The sequence below is a fragment of the Colwellia psychrerythraea genome (assembly GCF_000764225.1).
GTDB classification, from domain to species: Bacteria; Pseudomonadota; Gammaproteobacteria; order Enterobacterales; family Alteromonadaceae; genus Colwellia; species Colwellia psychrerythraea_D.
Genome location: NZ_JQED01000040.1, coordinates 108,714 through 122,742 on the forward strand (window position 1 = coordinate 108,714; position 14,029 = coordinate 122,742).

At 38.1% G+C, this 14,029-nt stretch carries 8 protein-coding genes and 1 pseudogene; 6 read left to right on the forward strand and 3 right to left on the reverse strand.

Features of this window, described 5'->3' with window-relative positions:
- Positions 1 to 40: 40 nt before the first annotated feature.
- From ND2E_RS07005 to ND2E_RS06995, 3 genes and pseudogenes are all read right to left on the reverse strand, one after another.
- A pseudogene (locus tag ND2E_RS07005) lies at positions 41 to 727 on the reverse strand (ABC transporter transmembrane domain-containing protein); the annotation flags it as partial.
- Positions 728 to 976: 249 nt separating this feature from the next.
- Complete coding sequence (locus ND2E_RS07000) at positions 977 to 2,692, reverse strand: alkaline phosphatase family protein (RefSeq protein ID WP_033094646.1); 1,716 nt, start codon at positions 2,690 to 2,692, stop codon at positions 977 to 979.
- 349 nt (positions 2,693 to 3,041) lie between these two features.
- Entirely contained in the window at positions 3,042 to 4,016 is a 975-nt protein-coding gene (locus ND2E_RS06995; RefSeq protein WP_033094647.1) for a helix-turn-helix domain-containing protein, read from the reverse strand.
- Positions 4,017 to 4,377: 361 nt separating this feature from the next.
- Between ND2E_RS06995 and ND2E_RS06990 the strand changes: the two genes are divergently transcribed.
- The 6 genes from ND2E_RS06990 (at position 4,378) to ND2E_RS06965 (ending at position 14,025) form a co-directional block, all read left to right on the forward strand.
- Positions 4,378 to 5,946 carry an arylsulfatase gene (locus ND2E_RS06990; RefSeq protein ID WP_223303641.1) on the forward strand — a complete coding sequence of 523 codons (1,569 nt, stop codon included), beginning with the start codon at positions 4,378 to 4,380 and terminating at the stop codon, positions 5,944 to 5,946.
- 295 nt (positions 5,947 to 6,241) lie between these two features.
- Positions 6,242 to 7,780 (forward strand): arylsulfatase, encoded by a 1,539-nt coding sequence (locus ND2E_RS06985; protein ID WP_033094649.1) that lies wholly within the window; start codon positions 6,242 to 6,244, stop codon positions 7,778 to 7,780.
- Between the two features lie 240 nt (positions 7,781 to 8,020).
- Positions 8,021 to 9,529, forward strand: a complete 1,509-nt coding sequence (locus ND2E_RS06980; RefSeq protein WP_033094650.1) for an arylsulfatase — start codon at positions 8,021 to 8,023, stop codon at positions 9,527 to 9,529.
- Positions 9,530 to 9,789: 260 nt separating this feature from the next.
- Positions 9,790 to 10,602: a formylglycine-generating enzyme family protein gene (locus ND2E_RS06975; protein WP_223303642.1), complete on the forward strand. Its 813-nt coding sequence runs from the start codon at positions 9,790 to 9,792 to the stop codon at positions 10,600 to 10,602.
- A 39-nt stretch (positions 10,603 to 10,641) separates the two neighbouring features.
- Entirely contained in the window at positions 10,642 to 12,972 is a 2,331-nt protein-coding gene (locus ND2E_RS06970; RefSeq protein ID WP_033094697.1) for an ammonia-forming cytochrome c nitrite reductase subunit c552, read from the forward strand.
- Between the two features lie 66 nt (positions 12,973 to 13,038).
- Positions 13,039 to 14,025, forward strand: coding sequence for an AAA family ATPase (locus ND2E_RS06965; RefSeq protein WP_052056713.1), 987 nt, complete (start codon positions 13,039 to 13,041; stop codon positions 14,023 to 14,025).
- Positions 14,026 to 14,029: the final 4 nt, after the last annotated feature.

A 14,029-nucleotide genomic window follows, 5' to 3' on the forward strand; every position in this document is an offset into this window, starting at 1 on the left:
TTTTTGATTTCAACAGTTAACAGGGCAACATTTCACTTGCGGTTTCATAATTAAGTAAACTGTCAATAGCGCGGGTATTGCTTGAAGAGTCAGCAATGTTAGCAGCGCGAACATAACGTGTTCGAAGCTCAGTTGCAAAAACTGAATAAGCAATATAGGTTATAATTGAGAAGAGCGTTATTACCGCATACCATATACCGTATTTAACAAATAAAATAGAAATCACCATCACTATTTCTAACAGGGTAGGTACAATATTAAAAACCATAAAGCGCATTAAAAAATTGATACCCGAAGTACCTCGGTCAATGTCACGAGACAACCCACCCGTTTGCCTATTTAGGTGAAAATCTAAGTCAAGAGAATGAAGATGACGAAAGACTTTTAAGCCAATACGCCTTATAGCGCGTTCTGTCACTCGACCAAATAGCGTGTCTCTTATTTCAGCGAACACAACTATCGACAATCTAACTAAGCCATACGCCGCGACTAAACCTAACGGAACAATTAATAAAGCGGACGCGTCACTTGCATTATTAGCGTCTAACGTATCAACAATATCTTTTAGTATAAAAGGCAAGTAAACGCTGGCTATTTTCGTTAACACTAAACACGACATCGCAAAGGCAATACGTTTTTTATACTCAAAGAGGTAGGGTAAAATAAGCTTGAATGCTTGCCAGTTGATAGAGCTGACTTCTTGGTCGGGGTAACTAGATCGGCGCATGATATTTCTTTTGCGGTAAAACCTTAATTTTAAATTAGAAAACGAATTTAGCCTAATCATTAAGATAATTAGTTTGTATTAAACCGTTCATTTTTCTTCAAATTAACTTTAACCTCGTCAATGTAGTAACTGATTAAGCCGTTAAAATAAAATAAGCAGAATAACAACCAAGTTACTCTGCTTATTTATTGGATATAGATTTTATCAGGACTTACTCAAGCTAGTGATATCTCACTGCACTATTTTGCATTAATCTGTATCGAGAACCTTTTCTAATATTTTCCCTTGCGCGCCAGAAGGTGCTTTAATACCCAGCACTGCTGATAATGTTACGGCAATATCCGTAGTACTCACGCGATCATAGACTGTATCATCATCAATATTATAGCCGGCAAAGATTAGCGGTACAAAAGTATCATAACCCCAAGGTGAACCATGGGTCGCAGCAACGGTTAAACCTTCCATATCTGCGACAAAACGATGAGCTTCAAGTACAACATAGACATCACCAGAACGGTTTTGGCTGTGATTATTAATCACCAAAGTATGTAAATAATCTTGGGGAGTATTGCCTGTTTCGATATCAGAGCTAGTGACGGCAAGCGCAACACCATCAAATTTTGAAACTTCTACGGCAACCGCTTTTTGAACTTGTTCAAGAGAAAGTTTACGTTTAGCAATTAAATCTCGGTCGAGGTAAATGTAGGGATGAAAATAACTTTTAATAAGCGCAGTATCAAAACCGAACTGCTTCTTAAGGGCTTTCATGCTGGGCGCTTTGTCCCACTCTGTAGGTGAAACGACCTTTGTTTTCATCCCCAAGGAAGATAAATAAGCAGGCACTTCAGCCGCCCCATGATCTGCAGCTAAGACAATAAGCGTATTTTCTAATCCTACATTTTTATCAATAAAGGTAATTAACTTGGCTAAGGTGCGGTCTAGTCTTAGCATGTTATCTTCGGCTTCTAAACTAGAAGGACCAAAAATGTGACTGACATAATCAGTTGAAGAAAAACTGACTGATAAATAGTCAGTTACCTCGTCCTGGCCTAACTGCTCATTTGTAACTACGGCTTTAGCAAAATCTAAGGTAAGTTCATCTCCTGCAGGACTTAAGGTCAGAAAAGTATTGAAATAGCCATTACTCATATCACCATATTGATGAGGGAAAGTTCGACCAAAACCGGGAAATTTAGTTTCCCATGCCTGATCGTCTTGTTTCGCAAAAACATATTTCGCTTGAGGTTGGCTTAACTCCCATGTCTTTTGATGATATTTTTTGCTGGGAGTTGCAGCATTCCACTTTGATACCCACTCGGGATATTTATCATAATAATATTCACTGCTAACAAACTCACCTGATTTTTTAGAGAACCAAAAAGCTTTGCCCATATGCCCGGCCATCGAAATAGCGCCTCTATCTTTTACCGATACACCAAAAACTTTTGCTTTCCCATTCGACGCAATTTTCAATTCATCACTAAAGGTAGATACTTGAATATTATTAGGTGAGCGACCAGAAGATTTTGCCGTACGCTGAGTGGGGTCAATTTCTGTTTGTTGATTAACCCCGGCATTTGCTGATAACAATGGATAATCGGCATCTTCAACGTTATAAACTAATCGTTGCAACTTATCATCAAACCAGACATTACCAATCATACCATGTACTGCTGGCAAGGCTCCGGTAGCGAGAGTTGCATGCCCAACAATAGTTTCAGTGTTTGCGTGATTATGTTGTGCATCCTTGTAAACTAAACCTTCATCGAGCAAATATCTAAAGCCACCTTCCCCCATTTTATCTAAATAGGCGGTTGGCATATCCCCACGTAATTGATCGACGGTGATTTGTAAAATGAGTTTTGGCTTATCTACTTTTGCAAACGCGACGTTGCAGCTTAAAACCGCTGCTGTAGTTAATGCCACTGCAAGGTCACGTCTCTTGTTTATTTTCACTGTTATCATTTTTAATAATCCTTTATTACCTATTAATTAACACTTCGAAAATATGAAATGATTATAAATTTGTACAAACTAACTTAACAACTTATTGCTATAACGGAACAAACACCATGAATGCTTGGAGCAATAATGTGCTAAAAGAGAGTAGTCTTATCTGGCCCAAATAATTTTCAATAAATTATCATGTTACCCTGTTGAATAATATGCAATTTCCGTAACATGCTAAATAATCCAGAAAATAAATTATTGTTGCATATCACTGCCATAGGCTGGCATGCAAGACAGGGAAACCTCAGCAGGGTTAAATTGATTTAATAAGTAGACAAGTATCTCAATCGCTTCTTTAATGAGATTAACTCGCTTTCCTAAGCGTTGTAGAAGGTAATTCTTGAAAGAGTTGACGGTACTCACTGGCAAAACGTCCTAATTCAATAAACCCCCAATTGAGTGCGACATCAACTACTTTATTGCTATCACATTGATTTATTAACAAATCACGTCTTACACCATTTAAGCGTAATAACCTTAAATAACGTATAGGCGTCACTCCTAAGTATTCTTTAAAACCATATTGTAGATTTCGCTCACTCAATTTAGCTATTTTGCACAATTCTGGAATTGTTGGCACACTGTCTCCATAACTGTGCAAGTAGTCCATGACCTGACGTACACCTTCGCAGCGTTTTGATTGGTTTACTCGCCTTTCATTACATGGGGTTGTTTCTTGAAGCACGTTAAAAGCCAGTTTTAAAATAGTATCATTTATCATGCGTAATGAGTTTTCGGTTTTTACAACCTCTGGTTTTGCTTGTATTAGGTTAATAATATTATTTACCCCTGTCGCATATTGCGTTAATGCAAGGGGCTCTGTCAGGCAGGCTTTACTCACTAACCAGTCACTTGGAATTTCTTGACCAGTCAATAATTGAATATCACAGGCAAACATTTCTCTATCAAAGACAGCAGCAATAACATTCAAGTTGTTTTTAAAGTTTACATCCCAATCGCCACCAGTGGCTTGAAGGATCGCATTTTGCTCAATGTGTTTACCACAAAATTTAGAATCATCTTTATTCGAAAGCAATGCAGCAAAAGGCACAAAATTACTCGCAGGGGTTGCTTCTATTAATGCACCAACATTAAGTTTTTCACGAAAAACTTGTAATTTCCCTAAATTAATCTCTAAATAATCACCTTGTAACTTCCCTGCATATAACTGGGTATAGCGCCGGTTCTTATTCACCTGAAATTGAGCCAACTCATCAATATCCGAGGTCGACATACCTCTTACTTGGTTATTACTATGAATTACTTTTTGAAGTTCCATTACTTTTTAAAAGTCCTTTTCTATAAATCAATCAGTTGATTTATCGCACTAACTATAACGAAATCCTTTCGGAAATTGCATACTTAAATGTTAACCGAGTTAATATAATGTAGCAATAACAAAGCGTCACCACATAACTAAGTAACTGTACAACGCATTCAATATCGACTTATTCACCACAGATACTTAATCTAAATCGACATTGAAAGGCTAAATTGTAAGCAACTATTCGCCAAGATAATTCCACACGTTTACACAACTATTAGTTTATCGCCTGTGAATATCAATGAACAAGTAAAATAATATTATCGTATTTTTCACCATAATAATTAGAATTTTGACTGTAAATAAAAGGACGACTATGAAAATGAATAATCCGCTTAAGAAGTTTGCACTAGGCGTGGGTATGCTTGCCCTCGCCACCAGTGCAGCCGCCACAACCAATAAAGCTAAACCGAATGTTTTAGCAATTTGGGGCGATGATATAGGTTATTACAACATCAGTGCTTATAACCAAGGCATGATGGGCTATCAGACACCAAACATCGATAGAATAGCTGATGAAGGTGCATTGTTCACTCATCACTATGCACAGCAAAGTTGTACTGCAGGTCGCGCTTCATTCATTTTAGGTCAAGAACCTTTTAGAACCGGCTTATTAACTATTGGTATGCCCGGTTCAAACCATGGTATTCCGGATTGGACACCTACCATTGCAGACCTGTTAAAAGAAAAAGGTTATATGACGGCACAATTTGGAAAAAACCATTTAGGCGATCAAGATAAACATTTACCAACCAATCATGGTTTCGATGAATTTTTCGGTAACTTATATCACTTAAATGCTGAAGAAGAGCCAGAAACCTATTATTACCCTAAAGATAAAGAATTCCATAAAAAATATGGTCCTCGAGGTGTTATCCATTCTTTTGCCGATGGAAAAATAGAAAACACGGGTTCTATGACGCGTAAACGTATGGAAACAGCTGATGAAGAGTTTCTAGCTGGTACATTAAAATTTATTGATAAAGCGCATAAAGCAAAAAAGCCTTTCTTTATATGGCATAGCTCAACTCGTATGCATGTATGGACGCGTTTGCAAGAAAAATACCGTGGTAAGTCAGGCATAGGTCTAACGGCTGATGGAATGTTAGAGCATGATGATCAAGTAGGTATTTTACTTGATAAATTAGACGATTTAAAAATTGCTGACAATACCATTGTGATCTATTCAACCGACAACGGTGCTGAAAAATTCACTTGGCCTGATGGCGGAACATCTCCATTTAGAGGCGAAAAAGGCACAACAACTGAAGGCGGGATGCGTGTTCCCCAACTCGTTCGCTGGCCTGGTACCATTAAAGCAGGTAGTAAATACAATAACATGATGTCTCATGAAGATTGGATGCCGACACTATTAGCCGCTGCTGGTGAGCCAAATATAGTTAGTAAACTTAAAAAAGGTCACAAAGCTAACGGTAAGAAATGGACAATTCATCCTGATGGACACAACTTCTTGCCTTTCTTTAAAGGCCAAGAAAAAACATCACCACGCACGAGTAAATTATATTTTAATGCCGCCGGTGATTTGAATGCTGTACGTTGGAATGAGTGGAAAATTGCTTTTGCAGAAGAAGAAGGTGGCATTAGCACTGCATATCGTAAAGTCCCTGCATGGCCAACTATTACCAATTTACATGCAGATCCCTTTGAAACGGCTGCAAAAGAATCTGGAATGTACTTGCGTTGGTATGCGGATAACATGTGGTTATTTGTCCCTGCACAACAACAAGTTGCACAGTTCATGTCAACTATTGACAAATATCCTTTCCAAGAGGGAAGTAGCTTAAGTGCAAGTAACATTGGTTACAAAAGCATTAGAACGCAGGCTGCATTAAAGAAAATACAGCAATTAAGCCCAAACCGATAATTGCTGCTTTGTTAATTTTTTGTCCATAATGGCTAAAGCCCAATAATTATTGGGCTTTTTTTCTTTTCAATAACAATTGCGATATTTAACCGGTTAAGAAAAAAATACTCATTACATATATTGTTAAATCAAGTGAACTTAGTCACTAAACACTTCGTATAAGTTACTGTTAAATTATTGCATTTATTATGAAATAACATCATATTAATAATGCATTGTTCGTTATTTATACGGCCATTGTTATTTTTGCAGATAAATAATTGCATGTTTCTTTGTTGATCAAAAGGAAGAAAAAATGATTAAAAATAGATTAAAAATGTTGCTGCTGGGTGCAAGCATAATCGCAACGGCATCTGCAACAGCAGCAGAAAAGCCGAATATTTTATTTTTCTGGGGCGATGATATAGGGCGTACAAATATCAGTGCCTATAGTCACGGTATAATGGGCTTTAAAACCCCTAACATCGATCGCATTGCTAAAGAAGGTATGATGTTCACCGATTATTACGCCGATCAAAGCTGTACTGCTGGTCGTTCAACGTTTATCACCGGCCAATCAGGGTTACGTACAGGCATGACAAAAGTAGGCTTACCCGGCGCTAACGAAGGTATTCAAGACAGAGATATTACTATTGCCGAAATGTTAAAGGCTAAGGGCTATACCACAGGTCAATTTGGAAAAAACCACTTAGGTGATAAAGATGAACATTTACCGACCAATCATGGCTTTGATGAATTTTTTGGCAACTTGTATCATTTGAATGCAGAGGAAGAGCCGGAAGATCCTGATTACCCTAAAGATCCTGCTTTTAAGAAAAAATTTGGCCCTCGCGGTGTAATCCATTCTTTTTCAGATGGCAAAATTAAAGATACCGGACCATTAACTAAAAAGCGTATGGAAACGGCTGACGATGAATTTGTCGCAGCGGCTATGAAGTTTGTAGATAAAGCGGTGAAAGCTAAAAAGCCTTTCTTTGTTTGGGTTAATACCGCAGGTATGCACTTTAGAACGCATATCAATCCAAAACATGTTGGCCTTTCAGGTCAAGGATTCTATAACGATGTGATGGTTGCTCACGATAATCATGTTGGCTTAATGTTAGATCAATTGGATAAATTAAAAATTACCGATAATACCATTGTCATGTACTCAACTGATAATGGCGTACACTACAATACTTGGCCAGATGCAGGTATAACCCCGTTCGATGGTGAAAAAAATAGCGAAAAAGAAGGTGCTTACCGTGTTCCTATGATGGTGCGTTGGCCGGGTAAAATTAAAGCTGGTGAAATTTCAAATGAACTGATGGCTCATTTAGACTGGATGCCAACCCTAGCTGCTGCAACTGGTGATGACCAACTCAAAGAAGACATGCTTCAGGGCAAACGTCGTTTTGGTAATAAACAATCAAAAATTCACCTTGATGGTTATAACATGTTACCCCACCTTACGGGTAAGACAGATAAAAGCCCACGTAACATTTACCATTATTTAAATGACGAAGGATTTCCTGTCGCTATTCGCGTTGGTGATTGGAAAATGGTTTATGCAGAAAACCGTGGGAAAACCTTAGCGTTGTGGACAGAACCTTTTACTATGTTGAGAATGCCTAAAATCCTAAACTTACGTCGTGACCCATGGAGTAGAGCCGAAGAAAACTCTAATTCTTATTACGATTGGATGATTGATAAAGCACCCTATATCTATTTAGGTTTATCAGAAACAGCTAAATTTTTATCAACCTTTAAAGAATATCCACCTAGCCAACCTACTGGCTCTTGGTCAGTTGAAGCGGTATATGATACTTTCCTAAGTAAGTCTGAAGGCAAATAATACACTCTTTGTCTATACTTAAAGGCCAACAATTGTTGGCCTTTAAGTAAGTTTACTCATGCTTTATTGTTTAATAAAAAATATAACAAACAATAATAAAAACAATTACTACTGCTACAAATAGGCCTCTCATTAACAATAGATTTATCAAATTAGTTATGTAATATTAAAAATGAGACTAATTCGCATATTGCTCATTTAACGGTGAACAATACACTCCTCCATCGGAAAGGAAATGACATGGTAACTCAAAATAAGTTAAGGAAACTGGTTTTAGGTTTAGGATTATTAGCTGCATCAAGTGTTGCAATGGCAACGACAGATACTGCTAAACCAAACATTCTTGCTATCTGGGGCGATGATATTGGTCCATTCAATATTAGTGCCTATAACCGTGGCATCATGGGTTACAAAACCCCCAATATCGATCGAATTGCTAATGAAGGTATTATCTTTACCGACTCTTACGGCGATCAAAGTTGTACCGCTGGTCGCGCTGGCTTCATTACCGGTCAACACCCAATGCGAACAGGTTTAACTAAAGTAGGTTTACCTGGTGCGAAAGAGGGGTTAAATAAAAAAGATCCAACAATTGCTGAACTATTAAAGCCCCATGGTTACATGACTGGCCAATTTGGTAAAAACCATTTAGGTGATCAAGATGAGCATTTACCAACAAACCACGGCTTCGATGAATTCTTTGGTAACCTATACCATTTAAATGCTGAAGATGAGCCAGAACATCCTAACTATCCTAAAGATCCTGCCTTTAAAAAACGTTTTGGCCCTCGTGGTGCTATACATTCTTTTGCTGATGGTAAAATTACCGATACAGGTCCGGTAACAAAAAAACGTATGGAAACAATTGATGAAGAGTTTTTAGGTGCCGCGTTAAAATTCATTGATAAAGCACATGCTGCTAAAAAACCTTTCTTTGTATGGTTCAACTCCACACGTATGCACGTTTGGACTCGTCTCAAACCCGCATCTGAAGGTGTTACCGGTCAAGGCTTATATGCCGATGGTATGGTTGAGCACGACGGTCATGTTGGCCAGTTATTAGATAAAATAGATAAACTGGGTATCGCTGAAAACACTATTATCATGTATACCACGGATAATGGCGCTGAGTTAGCTTTATGGCCAGATGGTGGTTACACACCATTTAGAGGTGAGAAAAATACTAACTGGGAAGGCGGTTACCGTGTTCCTATGATGGTTAAGTGGCCAGGGAAAATTAAACCAAATCAAGTGTCTAATGAAATGATTTCATTAATTGACTGGATGCCTACTCTTTTAGCCGTTGCTGGTGATACAAAAATTAAAAGTAAACTTAAAAAAGGTACTAACGTTGGTGGTAGTAAATTTAAAGTTCACCTTGATGGCTATAATTTTTTACCTCATTTCTTAGACACATCTAAAGCAGGACCTCGTAAAGAGTTTATTTACTCGTCTGATACCGGTGACATTGTAGGATTACGCTACGAAGACTATAAATTTGTTTTTAAAGAGCAACGAGCACATGGCTTAGAAGTCTGGCAAAATCCTTGGACAACACTTCGTGCACCTAAAATATTCAACTTAAGAATGGATCCATATGAACGTATGGACCATGAATCTGAAGGTTATGGTCAATGGTGGGCTGAACATATGTTTTTAATGGCTCCTGCTATGATGAAAGTGGCTCAGTTTAAAGCAACCTTTAAAGAGTTCCCACAACGTCAAAAACCTGGAAGTTTCGTGCCATAATCCGACTGTCAACTAAGTGTTCTTTTAAACACTTAGTGACACTAATGTCCACAGGGCAAAGCCATCAAAGTCTTTGATGGCTTTAACTTTCTTACTTTATAGTTGTTCATTGACTGTTATAAAGTAAGAATTGTTTCAAAAAAATTATTAACATTTATCCACTGACTAAGTAAGAATTCACTGCAGTTATGAACCAAGCTTTTAAATTTTCATCACCTTCATTGCCCACTATCATAAAGGTATCCCTTTTTAGTGGCTTAATGAATATATGCCTAGCCATTCATGCAAAATCGGTAGAAACGTTAATCGAATCACCTGCGACCGAAGTTGAAAGCGAACATAAAAAACAACGAATATTTACCTTACCTAAGCCAATGTTAGATGAATTGATGAAGAATATGGTGCTCATTGAAGCAGGAACCTTTGACATGGGCTCTGACTCTTCTTTAGCCAGAAACCGTGAAAAACCTGTCAAGCAAGTTAGTCTTGATGCTTTTTACATTGGAAAATATGAATTAACACAAGATCTGTTCGAGCAAATTATGGGTTGGAACAATAGCTTTTTCACCTGTGATAAATGTCCAGTGAATAACGTAAGTTGGCTTAATGTACTTTTATTTATTGAGCGATTAAATAGTGCGACCGGTAAAGAGTTCAGTTTACCTACCGAAGCTCAATGGGCATATGCAGCCAAAGGAGGCAATAAGTCCCAAGACTATCAGTACAGTGGTTCAAATGATATTAATGACGTTGCTTGGTTTGCTGGCAACGCTAACAACAAAAGCCACCCTGTTGGCCTCAAAAAACCTAATGAACTTGATTTATACGATATGACGGGGAACTTATGGGAGTTTTGTCTTGATGATATGAGCCGTAAGGCCTATACATTTACAGAGAGCCATAATCCTTTTATCGGTGATAAAGAAAACCTTAAACGAAAAGCAATGAAAGTGATTCGCGGCGGCGGTTACGAGTTTTCTGCGACTGAAAACTTAGTTTTTATGCGAGATGGCGCTACCAATAATGTACGTATGGCTGATATTGGCTTCAGATTAGCCTTGAGTAAGAAGTAAATGTATCCACTTTTCTCCCTAAAAGATAAACACTATAAAATGAAATTAGTCCCAAAACTCAGCATATTTGTAGTATTGCTATGCCTCAATGTACTGATCAGTTCAACTGTTACTGCTGCAGATTTTGTTGGTTCAAAAGCCTGTATTAACTGTCATGAACAAGCTTATCAGGACTGGCAAGGTTCACATCATGATATGTCAATGAAACATGCCAATAACAATAGTGTTTTAGGTGATTTTGATAGTGTCACATTGACCTCTCAAAACAATCAGTCTGAAAAATTGAGTACCTTTTTTAAAAAAGGCTCTCAGTTCTGGGTCAATATCAAAGGTGATGATGGTAAGTTTCACGACTATCAAATCAAATATACCTTTGGTTATGAGCCGCTGCAGCAATATATGGTTGAGTTTGATGATGGTCGAGTTCAATTGATACCCTTTGCTTGGGACTCTCGTACCAAGGCAGAAGGTGGACAACGTTGGTTTAATCTCTACCCAGAGATGACTGAAAAGCATCAAGAGTTTTTTTGGACCAATACCGGACAAAACTGGAACTACATGTGTGCTGACTGTCATTCAACCAATGTAGATAAGAATTTTGATATTAAAACAAATACCTACAACACTACTTTTAGTGAAATCAATGTTGCGTGTGAAAGCTGTCATGGGCCCGCTGGTAAACATTTAACCTGGGCTAATCAATCTAATCGATCAGCTAAAGAAAAGCCTAAAAGTAAAATTGAAAAACAACATGGAACCATGTCATTAACTGATAAAGGTTTCAGCCGTGATTTATCAAAATCCGTACAAAACTGGCAAGTGGAAGACAATAAAAAAACCTTAACACCAAAAAGCATTGAAGCTAGCCAACAAGTCATAGTTTGCGCACAATGCCATAGCAGACGAACTCAAATAAGTAGAAACGATCATGTGAAAGGTAATGCCTTTGGTGAGCGGTATTTACTCGATTTGATTTCTAGCACGAATTATCACCCAGACGGACAAGTCTACAACGAAGATTTTGTTTATGGTTCATTTTTACAGTCTAAAATGTACAAAAATGGCGTTGTCTGTACCGATTGTCATAACCCGCACACCGCTGAATTAAAACTTCCCATTGAAACCCTTTGTTTGCAGTGTCATCAAAGTGAAAGCTATGCATCCACACAACATCATAAACATCCTGAAAACTCTACTGGCGCGCAATGTGTTAATTGTCATATGCCAGAAACGACTTATATGGAAGTTGATGCCAGACGTGATCATGGCTTTCATATACCAACGCCTAACTTAGCGCAAAAATTAGGAACACCTGATACCTGCTTAAGTTGTCATGATGATAAAAACAGCCAATGGAGTTCGAGCAAGGTGAATGCTTGGTATCCTAATTCATCAGTTGAAGCGGAAAAGGATTTTGTCGCAGTTTTTTCCGCTCTCAACTTGGCATTAAATGAGCAACAACTACAAGGTGTTTCCTCTGAGTTATCTCGCATTGCTCAAACAATCAGTTATGCTAGCATTATCCGCGCTTCTGCATTAACTAAAATGGCAAGCGTATCCAATACCAATACGATTATCGCTATTGCTAGAGCCGCTAAAAATCCTGATGAAAATATACGATTAGGTGCAATTGAAGGTGCTCAAAATATGGCAGGTGCTGAAAAATGGCGCATCTTATCACCTTTATTAAACGATAACGTCTTAGCCGTAAGGGTCAATGCTGCTTTTGCCTTAGCCAGCTTATGGCAAAACTTATCAGCTCCACAAAAAGAGCAGCTATCACCTGCCCTTGATGAATATATTGCAAGCCAATTTTTTAACAATGATCGTGGTTTTTCTCATTCTAATCGAGGCATTATTTTTGCCTATCAGGGTCAATACGATCAAGCCATTAAAGCATTCAAACAAGGCATGGCGATAGAAAAGCATTTTGCACAAACTTACCTCAACTTAAGCCAAGTTTATTATCAACGAGGTGAAAACCAAAAAAGTATTGAGATATTAAAACAAGGTATCTCAGCAAACCCTGATGATGCGAGCCTGCCCTATAATTTAGGGCTCGCCTATATTAGGGTTAAAGATAAAGCAAAAGCGGCACAAGCATTAGCCATTGCGACACAACTTGCACCACAAAATAGTCATTATTTTTATGTCTATGGCTTAAGTTTAGAACAACATAAACCTAGTGCAGCTTATGGGGCTTTGTATCAAGCATATCAACTTAGCAATAACCCTCAGCATCTATATGCGCTGTGTGAGATGCAAGTTCGCCACCAAAGTGGCTTAGCAAAACAATGTTTATCTCAATTACAACCCTTAGTACCACCAGCAGTGATTCAAAGGCTTACGCTACAACTGAACAGTAATTAATCGATAAGTATCAAATAATTAATGAATAATTCAGCAATAATTTAACGGATAGAAAGGGATAATCTAATGACAGAAAATACGCAAGTACAATCAAACGCTTTAGCACAGTTGTCATTGCTAAAAGCACAAATTGAACAATCAGTTATTGGGCAATCATATGTCGTTGACTCACTACTTATCGCTTTATTAACCAACGGTAATATCTTACTTGAAGGTCTGCCCGGTACGGCAAAAACCCGTTCAATTAAAACGTTAGCGCGCTCTCTTGCTGTTGATTTAGGGCGCGTCCAGTTTACACCGGATTTATTACCATCGGATGTCACGGGTACCGAAGTTTATCAAGAAGTTAATGGTAAACCTGTACTAACTTTCCAACAAGGGCCTATTTTTAATAATTTACTGCTTGCTGATGAAATTAATCGTTCTCCGGCAAAAGTACAAGCCGCTCTTTTAGAAGCCATGGAAGAAAGACAAATAACCGTTGCCGGTAAAACATATAAGCTGCCTGAGTTATTTATGGTATTGGCAACACAAAACCCTATTGAGCAAGAAGGTACCTACCCTTTGCCTGAAGCACAAATGGATAGATTCATCATGAAAATTAATCTTGATTATCCTGATGATGCTGCAGAGGCTGAAATAATTAACTTAGTGCGCGGCGAAGAAAAACAGGTACAGGCAGTAGAAAATATTAATCCAGACCACATTTTCACCGCCCGTGATGAAATTCATAACATTCATTGTAGCAAAGCTATTATTGATTATATTGTGGCTATTGTTATGGCGACCAGAAAGCCAGAACGTTATCAAGATTCTACTTTAGCAGAATGGTTAACTGTTGGCTCAAGTCCGAGGGCTAGTATCGCAATTGATAAATGTGCACGTGCTCAAGCCTGGTTAAAGGGTAAAGACTTTGTTGACCCTGAGGATGTACGTTCAGTTGTTCATTCGGTGTTACGCCATCGATTAGTACTGAGTTATGACGCCTTAGCTGATGGCATTACGCCAGATGATGTCATTGATGAAATCCTTAAACAGGTGGCAGTTGCCTAAGGCG